This is a genomic window from Streptomyces sp. 840.1 (assembly GCF_003751445.1).
Lineage (GTDB): Bacteria > Actinomycetota > Actinomycetes > Streptomycetales > Streptomycetaceae > Streptomyces.
On record NZ_RJUU01000001.1, the window covers coordinates 2,011,141 to 2,028,036 of the forward strand.

General features: G+C 71.7%; 15 protein-coding genes. 9 read left to right on the forward strand and 6 right to left on the reverse strand.

Features of this window, described 5'->3' with window-relative positions; translation table 11 throughout:
• Nucleotides 1-169: 169 nt before the first annotated feature.
• A complete protein-coding gene (locus EDD93_RS09380; RefSeq protein WP_123524713.1) occupies nt 170-1,576 on the forward strand; it encodes a sensor histidine kinase in 1,407 nt (468 codons plus the stop codon).
• Nucleotides 1,577-1,752: 176 nt separating this feature from the next.
• Here the strand turns inward: EDD93_RS09380 and EDD93_RS09385 are convergent, their stop codons facing one another.
• Nucleotides 1,753-2,397 (reverse strand): response regulator transcription factor, encoded by a 645-nt coding sequence (locus EDD93_RS09385; RefSeq protein ID WP_123524714.1) that lies wholly within the window; start codon nt 2,395-2,397, stop codon nt 1,753-1,755.
• 412 nt (nt 2,398-2,809) lie between these two features.
• Between EDD93_RS09385 and EDD93_RS09390 the strand changes: the two genes are divergently transcribed.
• Nucleotides 2,810-3,568, forward strand: coding sequence for a trypsin-like serine protease (locus EDD93_RS09390; RefSeq protein ID WP_123524715.1), 759 nt, complete (start codon nt 2,810-2,812; stop codon nt 3,566-3,568).
• A gap of 391 nt (nt 3,569-3,959) precedes the next feature.
• Here EDD93_RS09390 and EDD93_RS09395 read toward each other — a convergent pair whose 3' ends face one another.
• The gene (locus tag EDD93_RS09395; RefSeq protein ID WP_123524716.1) at nt 3,960-5,126 is read right to left on the reverse strand and encodes a serine hydrolase; all 1,167 of its coding nucleotides are present in this window, start codon (nt 5,124-5,126) and stop codon (nt 3,960-3,962) included.
• A 53-nt stretch (nt 5,127-5,179) separates the two neighbouring features.
• Entirely contained in the window at nt 5,180-6,289 is a 1,110-nt protein-coding gene (locus tag EDD93_RS09400) for a serine hydrolase (RefSeq protein WP_123524717.1), read from the reverse strand.
• A gap of 206 nt (nt 6,290-6,495) precedes the next feature.
• Between EDD93_RS09400 and EDD93_RS09405 the strand changes: the two genes are divergently transcribed.
• From EDD93_RS09405 to EDD93_RS09415, 3 genes are all read left to right on the forward strand, one after another.
• Nucleotides 6,496-7,737 carry a sensor histidine kinase gene (locus EDD93_RS09405; RefSeq protein ID WP_123527672.1) on the forward strand — a complete coding sequence of 414 codons (1,242 nt, stop codon included), beginning with the start codon at nt 6,496-6,498 and terminating at the stop codon, nt 7,735-7,737.
• 23 nt (nt 7,738-7,760) lie between these two features.
• Nucleotides 7,761-8,441: a response regulator transcription factor gene (locus EDD93_RS09410; RefSeq protein WP_123527671.1), complete on the forward strand. Its 681-nt coding sequence runs from the start codon at nt 7,761-7,763 to the stop codon at nt 8,439-8,441.
• A gap of 503 nt (nt 8,442-8,944) precedes the next feature.
• A complete protein-coding gene (locus EDD93_RS09415; protein ID WP_123524718.1) occupies nt 8,945-9,283 on the forward strand; it encodes a hypothetical protein in 339 nt (112 codons plus the stop codon).
• Nucleotides 9,284-9,452: 169 nt separating this feature from the next.
• Here EDD93_RS09415 and EDD93_RS09420 read toward each other — a convergent pair whose 3' ends face one another.
• Nucleotides 9,453-10,010: a hypothetical protein gene (locus EDD93_RS09420; RefSeq protein ID WP_123524719.1), complete on the reverse strand. Its 558-nt coding sequence runs from the start codon at nt 10,008-10,010 to the stop codon at nt 9,453-9,455.
• A gap of 165 nt (nt 10,011-10,175) precedes the next feature.
• Between EDD93_RS09420 and EDD93_RS09425 the strand changes: the two genes are divergently transcribed.
• The 3 genes from EDD93_RS09425 to EDD93_RS09440 all read left to right on the forward strand — a co-directional run bounded on the left by EDD93_RS09425 (nt 10,176) and on the right by EDD93_RS09440 (nt 13,019).
• A complete protein-coding gene (locus EDD93_RS09425) occupies nt 10,176-10,760 on the forward strand; it encodes a TetR/AcrR family transcriptional regulator (RefSeq protein ID WP_123524720.1) in 585 nt (194 codons plus the stop codon).
• A gap of 580 nt (nt 10,761-11,340) precedes the next feature.
• The gene (locus EDD93_RS09435) at nt 11,341-12,453 is read left to right on the forward strand and encodes a metallophosphoesterase (RefSeq protein ID WP_123527673.1); all 1,113 of its coding nucleotides are present in this window, start codon (nt 11,341-11,343) and stop codon (nt 12,451-12,453) included.
• Nucleotides 12,454-12,503: 50 nt separating this feature from the next.
• Entirely contained in the window at nt 12,504-13,019 is a 516-nt protein-coding gene (locus EDD93_RS09440) for a hypothetical protein (RefSeq protein WP_123524721.1), read from the forward strand.
• A gap of 154 nt (nt 13,020-13,173) precedes the next feature.
• Here EDD93_RS09440 and EDD93_RS09445 read toward each other — a convergent pair whose 3' ends face one another.
• Entirely contained in the window at nt 13,174-14,055 is an 882-nt protein-coding gene (locus tag EDD93_RS09445) for a LysR family transcriptional regulator (RefSeq protein WP_123524722.1), read from the reverse strand.
• A 175-nt stretch (nt 14,056-14,230) separates the two neighbouring features.
• On the opposite strand from EDD93_RS09445, the gene EDD93_RS09450 reads away from it, so the two are divergent.
• Nucleotides 14,231-15,022, forward strand: coding sequence for an alpha/beta fold hydrolase (locus tag EDD93_RS09450; RefSeq protein WP_123524723.1), 792 nt, complete (start codon nt 14,231-14,233; stop codon nt 15,020-15,022).
• A 66-nt stretch (nt 15,023-15,088) separates the two neighbouring features.
• Here the strand turns inward: EDD93_RS09450 and EDD93_RS09455 are convergent, their stop codons facing one another.
• The gene (locus EDD93_RS09455) at nt 15,089-16,594 is read right to left on the reverse strand and encodes a SulP family inorganic anion transporter (protein WP_123524724.1); all 1,506 of its coding nucleotides are present in this window, start codon (nt 16,592-16,594) and stop codon (nt 15,089-15,091) included.
• Between the last annotated feature and the right edge of the window lie 302 nt (nt 16,595-16,896).

The following is a 16,896-nucleotide window of genomic DNA, read 5'->3' on the forward strand; positions in this document are numbered from 1 at the left end:
GGCGGCCGGGCCGTCGCAGTCCTCGCATCCTCCGCAATGGCCCACCCGTACCCGCAGTTGCCCGGCACGGCTGACGTCGGCCCGGACAGCGTCCCTGTCCGGGCCGACGTGGTTACAGGGTTGCGGTTCGGGTCGCCTGCCATGATCCGGTACCCCCTATCCTCGCCGGGTGATAACCGTCAGTCGCACTCGCCAGCTCGGGACCACGCTGCGCCGCTGGGCGCTCCTGCCCTCCGGCGACGGGGGCGCGGAGCAGAGCCTCGCGGCGCGGCCCGTGCCGCGCTCGCCCCGCCTGCCCGCGCGCGCCGTGGATCTGGTGCTGACGGCCGTCGCGATGCTGCTCGCGGTGTGGATCAGCGTCCAGAACCCCTCCATGGGGCCGGCCGCTCCCTGGGCGAATCTGCTGATCGCCGCGGTGAGCGCGCTGCCGCTGCTCGCACGGCGCCGGGCGCCCGAACTGGTCCTCGCCATGGGGCTGGCCGCCAAAATCCTCCAGGTCTCGGCTTTCGCGGCGCCGCTCGCCTACTACGCGGAGGGCGCCTATCGCGGCCCGCACAGCCGCCGGGCCGTCTGGACTTCGGCCGGTATCGGACTGGTGGCCCTCGCACCCTGGAATGCGGCAGCATGGTCCAATTCCCGGACTGTGGTGACCTGGTTCGCGGTGAACTTTGTCTTCTCCTGCCTGGTACCGCTGCTGCTGGGGCTCTACGTGGGCCAGCGGCGTGCCGTCGTCGCCGGTCTCGTCGAACGGGCGGAGCGCGCCGAGCGGGAACAGCGGCTCGTCGCCGAGGCCGCGCGGGAACAGGAGCGCCGGCGCATCGCCGGAGAGATGCACGACGTGGTTTCCCACCAGGTGAGCCTGATCGTCGTACACGCCAACGCGCTCGGCGCTGTCGCCCACGACCCGGAGGTCACGGGCGAGACCGCGCAGATCATTCAGACGGCCGGCCGGCGCGCGCTCACCGAACTCCGCGAGATGCTGGGGCTGCTGAGGAACGGCCCGGACACCGGGGCGGGGGAACCGCCGGCATCCGCTGGAAGCGACGCTGCGGAGGGTGGATCAGCGGCCACCCCACACGATCCTGCCGCGTCGGCCGAGCGGCGGCCCGTCCCCGGCACGGCCGTCGACAGGATCGCCGAGCTGGCCGACGGCTCACGGACCGCCGGGCTGCCCGTCACCGTGCTCGTCGAGGGCGCGCCGCAGCCTCTGGCAGAGCCGGTCGAGCGTGCCGCACACCGGGTTGTGCAGGAGGCTCTGACCAACGTGCACAAGCATGCACCGGGCGCCACGACGCAGATTCGCCTCGCCTTCAGCCCGAGGACCGTACGGGTTCGGATCGTCAACGGCCCGCCCGAAAGGCCCGCCGAACCGGCTGCCGACGGTGGCCCTCTGCTGCCCAGCGGCGGACACGGGCTGATCGGTCTGATGGAGCGGGTCCGCTTGGCCGGAGGCACCATGGGGTCCGGACCCACCGGTGACGGCGGCTTCCGGATCGATGCCGCTCTGCCCACCTCCGCGCCCGGAGCGTCCACAACCGGAGCGTCCACAACCGGAGTGTCCACAACCGGAGCGTGACTCTGCCCGTGATCGTGGCGTTCCGCCGAGCAGGCGCCTCTCCGGCTGCCGCACGCCGTGTCCCGCGAGCCGCAGCACTCGGTGATCGAGCCGGCCCCGTACGCCCGTAGCGCTCATCGCTGCCACCGCCGCCGTCCGAGCCATCCGTTCGGTGACGTCGCGGACGGGTCAGACGTTCAGATCAGTCCGGCGTCGTGGGTGATGAGCGCCACCTGGGTGCGGTTGGCTGCGTCGAGCTTGGTCATGATCCGGCTGAGGTGGACCTTGACCGTGGACTGGCTCACGGACAGGTCGGTGGCGATCCGGGAGTTGCTGTGGCCCTGGGCGACTGCCAGGGCGACCTCGCGCTCGCGAGCGGTCAGCTCCGCCATCCGCGATCGCGTCTGCGGGGCGCCCGCCCCCGTGGCGAAGACGGACAGCAGCTTGGTGGTGATGCGCGGTGAGAGCATCGCCTCGCCGCGCGCGAGAACCCGTACCGCGTCGGCGAGTTCACGCGGCGAGGTGTCTTTGAGCAGGAAGCCCGCCGCGCCGTGCTGGAGTGCGGTGTAGACGTATTCGTCGACGTCGAAGGTGGTGAGCACCGCGACGGCCGGCGGATCGGGCAGCGCGGTGAGCTGCCGGGTGACCTCCAGGCCGCCGACGCGGGGCATCTGGATATCGGTGAGCACCACGTCCGGGCGGTGCCTGGCCACCAGTTCCACTGCCACCGAGCCGTCATCGGCCTCGGCGACCACCTCGATGTCCGGCTCGGCGTGGAGGATCATCCGGATGCCCTTGCGCACCAGTCTCTCGTCGTCGAGGAGGACTACCTTGACGGTCACTCACGCCACCACCTCGTCCGCGTACGGGCAACATCGCCTGCACACGGTATCGGCCATCGCCGGTGCTTCCGGCACCCGATGATCGTGCCGTGGTCGGATCAGCCCGGCATCAGCCCTCGCGGCGCCGCCGCTGTCGACCGGTCGGCCCGTGCCCCCGGTGGGGGCGTCGGCACCTCGGCGATGGCGGCTTCCCCGTCACCGAGCGGTCGTCCCCCAGCACGATCCGGCGAGTGTGCCGTACGACTTTCGGGCAAGTCCACCCGGGCGGAAAGGGTGACGCGCCGAGCGTGCCGGCCGGGACAGGCTGGACGGTGTCGGGCCCGGCCGGGTCCGACGTGGAGGTCCGGATCCAGAAGTCCGGGCGGACTCCGAGAGATCTCCAAGAGGGCTTCACCGAGACGCAGGAGGACAGATGACCAAGCGCGGCAAGGCGGCACTGTGTGCGGCGGCGGGCGCGATCGCACTCACCATGGCGGCGGCACCGTCGGCATCGGCGATCATCGGGGGGCACGATGCCACCTCGCCGTACCCGTTCATGGTGAGCATCCAGAAGGACGGTCACCACTACTGCGGAGCCTCCCTGATCAAACCGGACTGGATCGTGACCGCCGGGCACTGCACCGTGAATGTCAAGCCCGAGCAGCTTTCCGTGCGGGTCGGCGACCACGATCGGACGAAGGGCGCCGAAGCCGAGGTCATCAAGGTCATCGCACACCCGGACTTCTCCTACGAGCCGTTCCGCAACGACGTGGCCGTCATGAAGCTGGACCACCCCGTGGACGCGCAGCCCATCGGGCTGGCAGCGACTTCCGGGCCGGTGGGCACCGGTACTCGGATCCTCGGCTGGGGAATGACCTGCGAGGACGGCAGCGAGTGCCCCAACCCCCCGATTCGCCTGCAGGAACTGGACACCGAGCTCGTCGCCGACGACCGGTGCAGCGAGAACTACAGCGCGGACAACGAGCTGTGCACCGACAGCCCCACCAAGAACGCGCAGGCGTGCATCCTCGACTCCGGCGGGCCGCAGATCAAGGGCCGCCCCGGGCGGTGGGAACTGATCGGAGCAACCAGCCGCGACGGTGACGCCGATCCGGAGTGTGCCACCGGTCCCGGCATCTACACCGACCTGACGGCCCACCGCGCATGGATCGAGCGGGCCACCGCGAAGTGACCGGCGACGCCTCCGTCCGCCTCGCCGGCCGGTACCTCGTCCCCGCTGCCCGGCGCCGCTTCCCGCCGCCGACCGCCGGTCACGTAAAGCGCGAGGGCACTGCGTACCGGCTGGTGCCGCCCGCCCCCGGGGGCACGACACTCCGCGGCTGAACCGAGGGCCGGGGCCGGCGCCGGACCGGCGCGTTCCACTTCTTTCCGGCTCCTGGAAGCCGGCCGAGACCATAGACCGGGAGCGGCCGGAGAACGCGTCGGTGGCCCAGGGCGCTCTCCGGCCGCACGTGCCGCGGAGGCAGCCCCGTCGGGGTTGTGGTGCGACGGCTGTGCTCGGACGTGCCCGTCGGCCCGACGTCGTCTCTGACCTGCAGGCACGGAACGGCCCCCGCGGGGGCTCAGCGGCACAAGGCGGTGTCCACCGCGCGTTCGAGACTCCTCCGGGCCGCCTCGCCGGTGAGCTGCGTGGTGACCGCGACGCTGGTGGCGCGGCCGTCCTCGGTGACGCCGCCACGGGTCTCGTACCCCGGAAAACTGCCGCCGTGCCCCCAGGCCAGGCCGCCGCACGGCAGCGGCCGGCTGACGAGTCCCAGACCGTAGCGGGCACCCGGGCCGAAGGTCGCTTCGGCCGGGACGGTGGAGCGCATCTGGGCAAGCTGGGCCGCAGGCAGGAGGCGGCCGGCCAGGAGTGCGGTGAAGAAGCGGTTGAGGTCGGAGTTGGTGGAGATCATCTGTCCTGCTGCCCAGCCCCAGGAAGGGTCCATCTCCGTGATGTCGCGCAGGGGCGTCCGCGCCGACTCCTGGTAGTAGCCGTGCGGGTGGGGCTCTCGGATGCTCGCGTCACCGGGAGCGGGGAAGTAGGTGTGGCGCAGCCCGATGCGCTTGATGATGCGCCGGTCGATCTCGTCGGCGAGAGGGCGGCCGGTGACCTTCTGGACGATCAGGCCCGCGAGCACGTAGTTGGTGTTGCTGTACTTCCAGCTCCTCCCGGGGGCGAACTCGGCCGGGTGACGGAGAGCTTTGGCGAGCAGTTCACGAGGGTCGTAGTACCGGACGTCGTCCCCCAGGTCGTCGGTGTAGTCGGGTAGTCCGCTGGTGTGCTGGAGGAGCCGGCGGACGCTGATGCGCCGTCCGTCGATGCCCTCTCCGCGGACGAGGCCGGGCAGGTAGGTGTCGACGGTGGCGTCCAGGTCCACTCTCCGCTCCGCGACGAGCTGGAGAACGACGACCGAGACGAAGGTCTTGGTGTTGCTGCCGATCCGCACCTGCCCGTCGACGGGTACCGGCGCGCCTGTGGCCAGGTCACCGACCCCTGCGGTGTAGGTCCGGTCGCGGCCGCCGGGACCCTTGACGCTCGCCAGCGCGGCGGGCGTCCCACCGTCGCGCACCAGCGCGTTCAGGCTCTGCTGGACGGCATCCGGCCCGGCGGCCGAGGCGACGGGCGGGACCGGGCCGCCCAGTGTCATGAGACCGATGGTCACCGCGACCGCGGCGGGCAGGGCCTGTCGCCGCGTGCCGTGCCGCCGGCCCGCCGAGCTGGATACTCGCCGCTTCTGTCCACGCATGAATGACTCCTGAGTAATCGTCGGATCGTCGTTCGGGTTGCCGGTTGCGTGGTTCAGCCGCACAGGGCCCTGTCCACGGCCTCGTTCACGTGCCGTGCGGCCGCCTCGTCCGCCGGGATGCTGGTGACCGCGACGTTGGCAGCGCGGCCGTCGTCCGTGACGCCGCCCCGGGTCTCGTATCCCGCGATGTCACCGCCGTGGCCCCAGTAGACGCCGCCGCACGACAGTGGCCTGCTCGTGAGTCCCAGCCCGTAGCGGAGGCCGGAGGTCCCGGCGGGGACGGTCGTGCGCATCTCGGCGAGCTGGGCCGCCGGGAGGAGGCGGCCGGCAAGGAGCGCGGTGAAGAAGCGGTTGAGGTCGGAGTTGGTGGAGATCAACTGGCCTGCGGCCCAGCCTGCGGAGGGGTCCATCTCCGTGAAGTCGCGCAGCGGTCCGTCCGCCGGGCTGCGGTGGTAGCCCCGAGGGTGCGGCTCTCGGACGGTCATCTCGCCGGGGGCGGGGAAGTACGTGTGGCGCAGCCCGATGCGCTTGACGATGCGCCGGTCCATCTCCTCGGCGAGAGGGCGGCCGGTGACCTTCTGGACGATCAGGCCGGCCAGGACGTAGTTGGTGTTGCTGTACCCCCAGGTCTCCCCCGGAGCCGCGTCGGCCTGCTGCCCGAGCGCGAGGTCAAGCAGCTCGCGGGGCTCGAAGTACCGGTTCCTGATCTCGCCGTCGTCGAGGTGGACGCCGTAATCGGGGAGTCCGCTGGTGTGCTGGAGGAGCTGGCGGACCGTGATGCGGCGCCCGTCGATACCCTCCTCGCGGACGAGGCCGGGCAGGTAGGTGTCCACGAAGGCTTCGAGGTCGATCTTTCCCTCGCCGACGAGCTGCAGCACCACAACCGCCGTGAACGTCTTGGTGTTACTGCCGATCCGCACCTGGCCGTCCCGGGGCACCTTCGAGCCGGTGGTCAGGTCGCCGACTCCCGCGGTGTAGGTGCGGGCGCGGCCGTTCCGGTCCCTCACGCCGGCCAGCGCGGCGGGCATCCCGTCATCGCGCACCAGGGTGTTCAGGGCCCGCTGCACGGCGTCCGGCCTGGCGGCAGCATCGGCGGAAGCGGCGGGCGGGGCGAGGGCGCCCAGGGTCATGGCGCCGATGACCACCGCGGCAGCGGCCGACACGGCTCGTCGCCGCCGACCGCCCTGCCCGGTCGAGGAACGAAGGCTCTGTCTTGTCCGAGCACGCATGAGTCAACTCCTGGGAGATCGTTTCGCCGAGGCACGATCGTTGCTTCCAGGGCCCCCTGACCACATCGCGGGAAAGCGGGAGAAGTCGCTCCCCCGATCGGGGGAGGCCGCGTGTGGGCCGCCCGGCGATACTGACGATCATGAACAGGGGAATTCGGCTGCTGCTGCGCGGCTCCACGTACTCAGGTGTGCTGTTCGCCTATTGCGGCGCGTTGGCGAGCCTTCCGCTACTGCCTTTCGCCCTGTTGCCGGCGCTGTCGTGGCGATCCGCCCCCGAGAGCGTGCAGATCGTCGTGGTGCTGCTGGTCTGGGCGGCGCTGGTCGGCGTGGTCGGACTGGCGCGTCCCGTACGGCGAGCCCTGGTCGTGTCCGCCCGCCGGCTGCTACGGGTGCCGCTGCCGAACCCGGCGGCCGGTCGCCGGACCTCCGGTCCGCTCGGCCTCGACCGCTGGCGGACCCCGCTCTGGCTTGTGCTGCACGCGGCCGTCGGGTGGACGGGGGCACTGGCGAGCGGGGTGCTGTTCATCATGGGCCTCTCCCTGCCCATGAACTGGCTCGGCGGCGAGGTGCGGGCGAGCCTGTTCGGCACGTCGGTCCGGGTGTCGGGCGGGTGGAGCTGGGTGGCGGCTGCCGCGTGCGTCCTGCTGGCGGCAGCCGTCTGCGTACTGGTCACGAAAACCCTGCGGTGGTCGGCGCCACGGTTGCTGGGGCCGTCGGCGGCCGAACGGCTGGCGCTGGCTGCCGAGCGAGAGCTGCTGCTGGCCGAACGCAACCGGATCGCCCACGAGTTGCACGACTCGATCGGGCACACGCTGACGGCGGCCACCATCCAGGCGGCGGTGGCCGGCGAGGTGCTCTCCACCGACCCGGCTGCGGCGCGGGCCGCCATGCGCAGCATCGAGGACTCGACGAGGGCCGCGTTGGAAGACCTGGACTACGCGCTCGGAGTGCTGCGCGAGGAACAGTCGGGAACGGCACCGACCCGGACCCTGACCGACCTCCCCGAGCTACTGGAACGCCTGCGGCACACGGGGGCAGTGGTGGAACCGAAGCTGTCGGGCGACCTGGCGCGGGTACAGGGGACGCTCTCCCGGGCGGCCTACAGGATCCTCCAGGAGGGGCTGACGAACGCGCTGCGCCACGGGGCGGGCGGCCCCATCGAGGTCCGGGTGGCGGCCGGACCGGACGGACTGGACCTCGCGGTGGTCAACCGGACCGGAGCGCGGACGGGGCCGAACCCGGGATCCTTCCCGACGTCCGGCCACGGGCTGCCCGGACTGGCCGAGCGCGTCCGGCTGCTGCACGGTGAGTTCGGGTCCGGCCCGGACGGGACGGGGCACTGGCGGCTGACCGTCCGGCTGCCGGTACGGGCGTCGGCGTGAGTGGATCCGACGCCGACGTGGACATGGCCCTCCCCGCAGGAGCCGGCCCCGCCGTCACCCTCCTGGTCGCGGACGACGACGAGGTGACCCGCAGCGGTCTGAGCATGCTGCTCGCCGCGCAGCCGGGGATCTCGGTGCTCGGCCAGGCCGCCGACGGCCTTGAGGCGGTCGACCGTGCGCTGAGCCTGCGGCCGGACGTGGTCCTGATGGACGTGCGCATGCCACGTTGCAACGGGATCGACGCCACACGCCAACTGCTGGCCGAAGCGGCCGACCCGCCGAAGGTCGTGGTGATCACCACCTTCGAGAACGACGGCTACGTCACCGCCGCCCTCAGCGCCGGCGCCAGCGGCTTCGTCCTCAAACGAGTCCCGGTCCGCCGGATCGCCGAGGCGGTCCGAGTGGTGGCGGCCGGCGAAGCGGTTCTCTTTCCGGCCGCACTGGGCCGCATGGTCGCCGCCCGCCCGCTGGGCTCCGCCAAGGCCCTGCCGCAAGCCGCCCTGACCGGCCGGGAGGAGGAGGTACTGCGCCTGATGGCCACCGGGCTCTCCAACCCGGAGATCGCAGAGTTCCTCACGGTGAGCCTGGAGACGATCAAGACCCACGTCGGGAACGTGCTGACCAAGCTCGGCGCGCAGAACCGGACCCATGCGGTGGTTATCGCCTACGAGTCCGGCCTGGTGGTCCCGGGCTTCGCCGGCTGACCGGCTCCGCTCCTCTTCACGGTCGCCCGCACGGAACTCCGCTCTCAGTCCCGGTCTCGTTCGGCCCTGTCCGTCTCCCCGGCTCCCCGCGACGGAGCCTCGGAGAACCGGCCCGTACCTGGGACGGGACAGGCCGCCACGCCTGAGACATATCGACGTGCGCACCGCGTTTCCGCACGCTCCGGATGAGCCGATGTCACAAGCCGGGGCGCTGACTCGTCCCAGGTGCGGGTGTCCTCGATCAGGGAGTTGATGATGAACGTCGCACTGTGGATCACGTGGCGAGAGAGTCACGATCATCAGCGGCCTGATCCGCCCCGTTCCGGCCGCCTTCGCCGCCCAGTGCCGCTTCGGCTGGCGTACTTCAGCGGCTGACCACCGGGGCGTCGGTCGTGGCCGTGGCCGTGGCCGTGGCCGTGGTCGGCGTGAGGGGGATGCGGGTGAGGTCGGTTCCCGCGTAAAAGACCGTCAATTCGTGCTGTTCCTAAAGAAAGATCACTGGCATGGAGACTCTTCGGTACGTGTTCCTCGTGTTCCATCTCTTCGGGTTCGCCGCGCTTCTGGGCGGCATCTTCTACCAGCTGCGCGGAAAGGACCTGGTGACTGGCGGTTACATGGTGACCAGCGCGGTCGTCCAGCTGGTCACAGGTGCAGGACTCATATGGACCCGCTCGTCGCTGGACCTGCCGGTGATCGACGCGAAGATGGGGGTGAAGCTCGCCCTCGACGCCTTGGTGGCCGTGGCCGCGCTGATGGGCATGCGCGACAAGAAGCCCTGGGCCTTCTACTCCGTGGGGACGTTCACGGCGGCCGCGGTCGTCGTGGCCGTCGCGTGGACGTAGGCCCCCGTCACGCTCGGGTCTCCGCCACCGCGCCCGCCGGGTGATACGTCGAAGGGCCCCGCAGGTCGCTGCGGGGCCCTTCGGCTTCGGCGGGCCCGGTCGATGGATTCGGGTCGATGGATTCGGGTCGATGGACTCGGGTCGACGCCTGCCACCCTCGCCCGGGGCGTCACGCCTTGCGGGCACGCCCCAGGCGGAGGGCGGAGACGAGGAAGAAGACGCCGCCGAGGAAGGCGTAGCCGGCCAGGTTGTTCAGGGAGGCGCCGTCCTTGCCCGCCTGGGCGATGAACGAGGCGCCGGCGAGCGTGGAGATGGCCCCGCTGGCCATCATCGCCCACTGGCCGCCGAGTTGACGCCGCAGGGCGCCCACGACGAGCTGGACGATGCCCGCGGTGACGGCCCAGGCGCCCCAGACCCGCAGGACGGCGGGGATCCCGGAGGTGGCGGCGGCAGCGAGGCCGATGCCGGTGAGGGCGCTGAGCGTGATGTTCACGTACAGGCCGCGCACCGGCTGATCGTTCACCCGGGCCGACCTGATGTCGGCGATCGCGCAGGCCACGTCGAACAGGGGGTAGACCACCAGCAGTACGACGGTGAGCGGGCCCAGTTCGCCGGCCGTCACGAACAGCAGGGCCGCCCATACCGCGGCGAACGCGAAGCGCAGGAAGTACAGCTTGCGCAGGGCAGCGGGAACGCTGGTGGGAGCGGTACCGACGAGGGTGTCCACGGTGGTTCCTTTCACGGAAACGAGCTGGTCCCGGATCTCGGAACGGATTGGTCCCGGCCGGCCGAGCAGCGAGGGAGAACGTTCGGTCTCTTTAGATAGTCGGGGCACGGCCCTTCACTGTCAAGACCGAACGTTCTCCCTCGCGAGTGGGGGTAACCTGGCCGCATGAGTGAGGGCAAGGGCGGGGGCGGCACGTCGGCGGCGCGGGCGCGGCTGCTCGACACGGCGACCAGAATCTTCTACGCGGAGGGCATCCACTCCGTCGGCGTCGACCGGATCATCGCGGAGGCGCAGGTCACCCGCGCCACGCTGTACCGGCACTTCACCGGCAAGGAGGAACTCGTCCTCGCCTATCTCGACCAGGCCGACCGGGGAATCCGGGCGGGGACCGAGAGCGCGCGGACGGGCCCGGAGTCGGCGGCCGACGCGGTCCGGGCGGTCTGCCGGTTCATCACCGGAGGCATCCAGAGCCCCGGCTTTCGCGGCTGCGCCTTCCTCAACGCGGTGGCCGAATACCCCGACCCGGCCCACCCCATCCACCAGGCCGTCCTGGCCCACCGCCAGTGGTTCCTGGACACGGTCACCGAGATGCTGGCGCAGGTCGGCGACGAGCCCGCCGACGAGGCCGGCCGGCACCTCGTCATGCTCCGCGACGGTGCCATGGCCGCCGGCTGCCTCTTCGACCCGAAGCTGATCGCCGAGACCTTCCTCCTGGGCGTCGAAGGAATCCTGCGCTCACGCGGCGCCTGAGCGGCTTCGACCCGGCGTACAGCAGCGCACAGTACGTCTTCTGCCTGCTGCACCACAGGGACAAGGGGACGCTCGATCCGCTCGATCTCGGCCATGGACCTTCTACGTGCTGCCCACCCGGGTCCTGGACGCACACTGCCCGGTCCAGAAGACCATCAGGCTGTCCGGCCTGGAGCGTCTCGGCCCGCTGAGGACGGATTTCGCGGGGCTGCCGAGGGCGGTGTCGGTGTGCGCCGAAGGCCCAACGGCAGCCCTGGTCCGGCGGCCGCCGCGTGCCGGATGATGGGAGGAGCGGACGGACGTGAGGGGCAGCGAAGTGACAGACAGCGGATCCATCGGCGCGGAGCCGGGCCTTCGGGCGGAGGCCGGTGGGCCGGAGTCCGGTGGGGGCGGAGCGCGGACTGAGGCCGTGGGGCATTCCGGGGCTCAGGACGGGGCTTCGGACGGGGCTCAGGACGGGGCTCAGGACGGGGCTTCGGACGGGGCTCAGGACGGGGCTCAGGATGGGGCTTCCGGCGGGAGTACGAGTCCTCGGCGGCGTTTTCCGGGGCGGCGGGTGGCCGTGGTGCTGCTCGTCCTCATGGTTCTCTGCCTCCCGCCCTGGTGGACGCTGTTCGCCTCCGGCGCCGACTGGCCGTTGCCGGTCTTCCTGACGGGGACGGTGGTACTCGCCGCCTGGATGGTCTCGTTCCCCTTCCTGATGATCGCGGGCCACGGGTCCCGGCACTCGGACCGGTCCGCTCGCATCGCGGACACCAGTCTCGGGATGATCTGGGTGCTCTTCACCTGGTCGGTACTGGGCGCCCTGGTGAACCTGGTGCTGATGGGGCTCGATGTCGGTGGCACCGGCCGGGCCAGGGCCGTTTCCGTGGCCGTCGCCGCGGTCTCGGCCGGGCTGCTGGCCTGGGGCCATTACGAGGCCATGCGCGTACCCCGGGTGAAGCGGCTGGACGTCCACGTCCCGCGGCTCGGGGACGGTCTGGACGGGACGCGGGTCGTCGTGCTGGCCGATACGCACTACGGGCCGATCGACCGGGCGGGCTGGTCGGCCAAGGTCACCGAGGCGGTCAACGCGCTCGACGCGGACGTCGTGGTCCACGCCGGTGACATCGCCGACGGCACCCCGGTCCAGCGCCGGGAGCAGTCCGCGCCGCTCGGCGAGGTCCGGTCGCGGCTGGCCAAGGTCTACGTCACGGGGAACCACGAGTACGGCAGCGAGGCCCAGGGCTGGCTGGACCGCATGGCGGAACTGGGCTGGGAACCGCTGCACAACCGCCACGTGGTGGTGGAGCGCGGTGGGGACTCCCTCGTGCTGGCGGGCGTGGACGACGTGACCGCGGAGTCCTCCGGTCTGGCCGGTCACAGCGCGAACCTGCTCGGCGCGCTGGCCGGGACGGGCCCGGACCAGCCGGTCCTGCTCGTCGCCCACCAGCCCAAGTTCATCCCGCAGGCCGCTGCCGCCGGCATCGACCTGCAGATCTCCGGGCACACCCACGGCGGCCAGATCTGGCCGTTCAACTTCCTCGTCCGGATCGACCAGCCGGTGGTGAGCGGCCTGAGCCGGCACGGGGAGCGGACCCAGCTCTACACCAGCCGGGGCAGCGGTTTCTGGGGGCCGCCGTTCCGGGTCTTCGCGCCGAGCGAGATCACGGTGCTGACGCTGCGGTCGGGCGGCGGGCCGACGGCCGCGTAACGCTTGGCCCCGGGCGGAACTGCCGTTGAGGGCCTGGCGTCGTACGGATCATGATTGCCGATGCGCGGGAACTGGCCGACGACTGGGAGTCGATCCGGCAGGGGTACTACCTGGGGGAGCACGACGAGACCGTGCTGAGCTGCGTGGAGCGGCTCGGCCGGGCGCGAGCCGCCGTGCCCCGGGACCCGGACGCGACGATGTTCTTCACGCTGGGGCTGGTGCTGATGTACGGCCACGCGGTCTGGGACGCGGAACCCGAGGTCGCGGACCGGGCCTCGGTGGCGCTGCTGGACGCTGCCTCGGATGCGGAAACGGCCGGAGGTCCGTGCGGCCACGACGCCCATCCGTGCGACGACGACGATCTCGACGGCCTCCTCGAATCCTTCGAGATGCTGCTGTCGCTGGTCGCCGGCGATTCGGAGTACCGGTGGGAGGACCTCGACGAAACGGGCGAGGGCACCGGCGCGGAGGCCCGCTGGCGCTGCCCGCGCAACGTGGCGGGCCTCGCCCGGTGGGCGGGGACGGCGGTACGTGACAGGTCCCGCTCCCCCGAGGCGAGCCACTGAGGGCCGGCCCTGCCCGGACACCCGGTGCCTCCTCCGCCCGGCATGTGCCGGACGGGGCGCGCCCGGCGTCTGCGCCGCGACGGGCACGCGGCCGCGTGGCCTGCGGCGCCCCTCCCGTAGGCCCCCGCCGTAGCGCCGCTCATACGGTTCGGGCTTACGCGTCGCGGCAGGCGGCCAGGAGTGCGGCGAGGCGTCGGGCCGGGGCATCCGGGCGTACGGCCAGGTACGTCTGCAGGGCCAGGCCCGGAGGGGCCAGGGGCCGGAAGACGGTGCGCCGGGTCCGGGGCAAGACCTCGGCCTGGGCCGCGTAGTAGACGGTCCAGCTCGCCCGGCCCGTGCCGATCGCCGCGAGGGTGTCCTGATCGGTGGTGAACGCGGGCCCCATGACCGGCTCGAAGCCGGCCGCCCCGCAGGCGGCTCCGACCGTGTCGAACAGGTGGGGATTGGCCCCCCGCGCGACGATCCGCAGCGGCAGCTCCGCGAGAGCGGCCAGGTCCACCACCGGACCGTCGGCCAGCGGGTGGGCGGCCGGAATCGCCACGACCAACGGGTCCTCCCAGACCGGGATGAGTTCGAGCCCGGGACTCCCGCTCCCGCCCCGGACGAAGGCGGCGTCCAGATCGCCGTCGCGCACGCCTCGCAGCCGGGCCGCAGGACCCGCGCTGATCAGTTCGACCGTGATCCCCGGGGCGTCCGTCGCCAGCACGTCGAGCACGCGTTCCAGCCGCGCACCGAGTCCCACGTTGGTCCCGATCCGCAGCGTGGCCGCCCCCTCGGAGCGCAGGGCGGCCATCGTCTCCAGGCCGGCCCGCTCGGCGTCGAGCAGGGCCCGCGCATGCGGCAGGAAGGCGCTGCCGGCCGCGGTGAGCGTCACCCTGCGGGTGGTCCGGTCGAAGAGGTCCATGCCCACCTCCCGCTCCAGGCGCCGCACTTGCTGACTGACGGTCGGCTGGGCGATGTGCAGCCGCTCGGCAGCCCGCCCGAAGTGCAGCTCCGCCGCTACCGCGAGGAAGTACCGGACCTGCCGCAGTTCCATTCCGCCCCTCTCCGCACTCCTCCGCGTGGCTCCACAGGGCCACGGCTTCACAGCTCCACAGCCCGCGCAGCCTGCGGTCATTCATTGCTGTTCCCTATGAGTGTACGAGCGAACCGCCCCTTGGTCGCGAGGACTTATGGAGATGAACTGGTCTCACACCGACCGAGGAGCAGCGATGACTTTCGCCCCTGTCAACGGCATCGACCTCTACTTCGAGGAGACCGGCACCGGCCGGCCCGTCCTCTTCCTGCACGGCTGGGGAACCAGCGGCCGGGCCTGGGACTCCCAGGTCGCCGGCCTCGCCCGCGACCACCGTGTGATCACCGTCGACTGGCGCGGCTGCGGCCGGTCGGACCACCCGGCGACGGGCAACGACACCCCCGGCAACGTCGCCGATGTCCTCGCCCTGATCGAGGTACTCGGCCTGGAGCGCCCGGTACTCGTCGGAAGCTCGATCGGCGCCACCTTCGCGCTCGAAGCCGCTCTGGCGGCCCCGGAGCGCGTCGCCGGCGTCATCTCGGTCGACGGACCGGGCTACTGGCCGAGCCAGGCGATGGGCGAGCAGCTCGGCAGCCTGCTCCACGCCTTCGCCACCGACCGCGCGGCCACGGTCGCCGCCTGGGTCGCCAACTGGTTCGGTCCCGCGGCCACCGCCGACATGGTGGCCGGGACCGTCCGCCAGATCCTCGACTCCGGAACGGCCATCGACGCGCTCTTCACCGAGGCGCTCGGCCACGACCCACGTCAGGCCCTGCGCGCCCTCGCGGTCCCCGCCGTCTTCCTGCACGGCCGCCTGGACGCGGAAATCCCCGTGGAGGTCTCCGAGACCCTCGCCGCACTCGCCCCGGACGGCGAGGTCCACATCATCGAGAACGCCGGGCACATGCCCCACCAGGAACAGCCCGCCGCCACCAACGCCGTGCTGCGCGCCGCCCTGCGGCGCATGTCCCCGGTCCCCGCCCGCTGATTCCACGACGGCTGTGCGGGCGGGCGGCCGAAGGGCGTTCCGGTCACGACCGGCGGGTGCGCGGGGTCAGTTGCCGCCGGTGAGTTCGCCGCTGAGCTTCTCGTGGATCCGGGCGCTGGGCTGGTTGAGGCCGATGATCTCGACGGTCTTGCCGCGTTGGGCGTACTTGGTCTCGATCGCGTCGAGCGCCGCGACGGAGGAGGCGTCCCAGATGTGGGTGGCCGTCAGGTCGATGACGACCTTGTCGGGGTCGGTGGCGTAGGCGAACCGGGTGACCAGGTCGTTGGACGAGGCGAAGAAGAGTTCGCCGGTGACCGAGTAGACGACCTGGGTGCCGTCGGGGTCGACGACGGCGGTGACGTCGGCCAGGTGGGCGACGCGCCTGGCGAAGACGACCATCGCGGTGACGGTGCCGACGACGACGCCGATCGCGAGGTTGTGGGTGGCGACCACGCAGGCCACGGTGACGGCCATGACGGCGATCTCCCCGGCGGGCATCCGCTTGAGCGTCTTCGGGGCGATGGAGTGCCAGTCGAAGGTCGCGAAGGACACCATGACCATGACGGCGACCAGCGCGGCCATGGGGATGTCGGAGACGACCGGGCCGAAGACGATGCACAGCACCATCAGGAACGAGCCCGCCAGGAACGTGGAGAGGCGGGTGCGGGCGCCGGAGACCTTCACGTTGATCATCGTCTGGCCGATCATGGCGCAGCCGCCCATGCCGCCGAGGAAGCCGGTGACGATGTTGGCGATGCCCTGGCCGATGGACTCGCGGGTCTTGGAGGAGTGCGTGTCGGTGATGTCGTCGACCAGCTTGGCCGTCATCAGCGACTCCATCAGGCCGACCAGCGCCATCGCGAGCGCGTAGGGGGCGACGGTGGTCAGCGTGTCCGGGGTGAAGGGCACATCGGGCAGGCCCGGCACGGGCAGCGCGGACGGCAGCTCCCCCTTGTCGCCCACGGTCGGCACCGCGATCCCCGCGGCGAGCGTGATCACGGTGAGGATGACGATGGACACGAGCGGGGCCGGGACCACCCTGGTGACCTTCGGGAAGAACACCATCAGGGCCAGTCCGCCGGCGATCAGCGGGTAGACGGGCCAGGGCACGTCGTGCATCTCCGGGACCTGGGCCATGAAGATGAGGATGGCCAGGGAGTTGACGAAGCCGACCATCACGCTGCGGGGCACGAACCGCATCAGCTTCGCGATGCCCAGCGCCCCGAGGACGATCTGGAACACCCCGGCCAGGATCACCGCCGCCACCAGGTAGCCCAGCCCGTGCTCGCGGTTGAGCGGGCCGATGACCAGGGCGACGGCACCCGTCGCGGCGGAGATCATCGCGCGGCGGCCGCCGACGACCGAGATGGTCACGGCCATGGTGAAGGACGCGAACAGGCCGATCGCGGGGTCGACCCCCGCGATGACCGAGAACGAGATCGCCTCCGGGATCAGCGCGAGCGCGACCACCAGTCCGGCCAGCACCTCGGTGCGCCAGACCTTCGGGTCGGACAGCCAGTCGGGACGCAGACCGCGCAGCCGCGCGGCCGGGGACAGTGCGGAGGAAGTCAAGGGAGGCGGAACCTGTCGTGCTCGGGCCCACCCGGCGTCACCAGGGGGCGTGCGGAACGGTACGGACGGCCGGGGCGGCAGTCCGCGCAGCCCGCGACCGGCGGACTGGAGCCGGAGAGGGGCTGGGGGTCGATCGGGCCGGGGCCGATCGGGCTGGGACCAGGGGGCTGCGGTGGCACCGGGCCGCTCCGGGGACGCCGTCGGTCCCGGCACGGCTTTTGGCGACCGGTGGACCCGTCCCGCACCATGAACACGCAACGGTGGTGGTTCAACCCTGACAGCCGCTCACTCTACTCTAACGT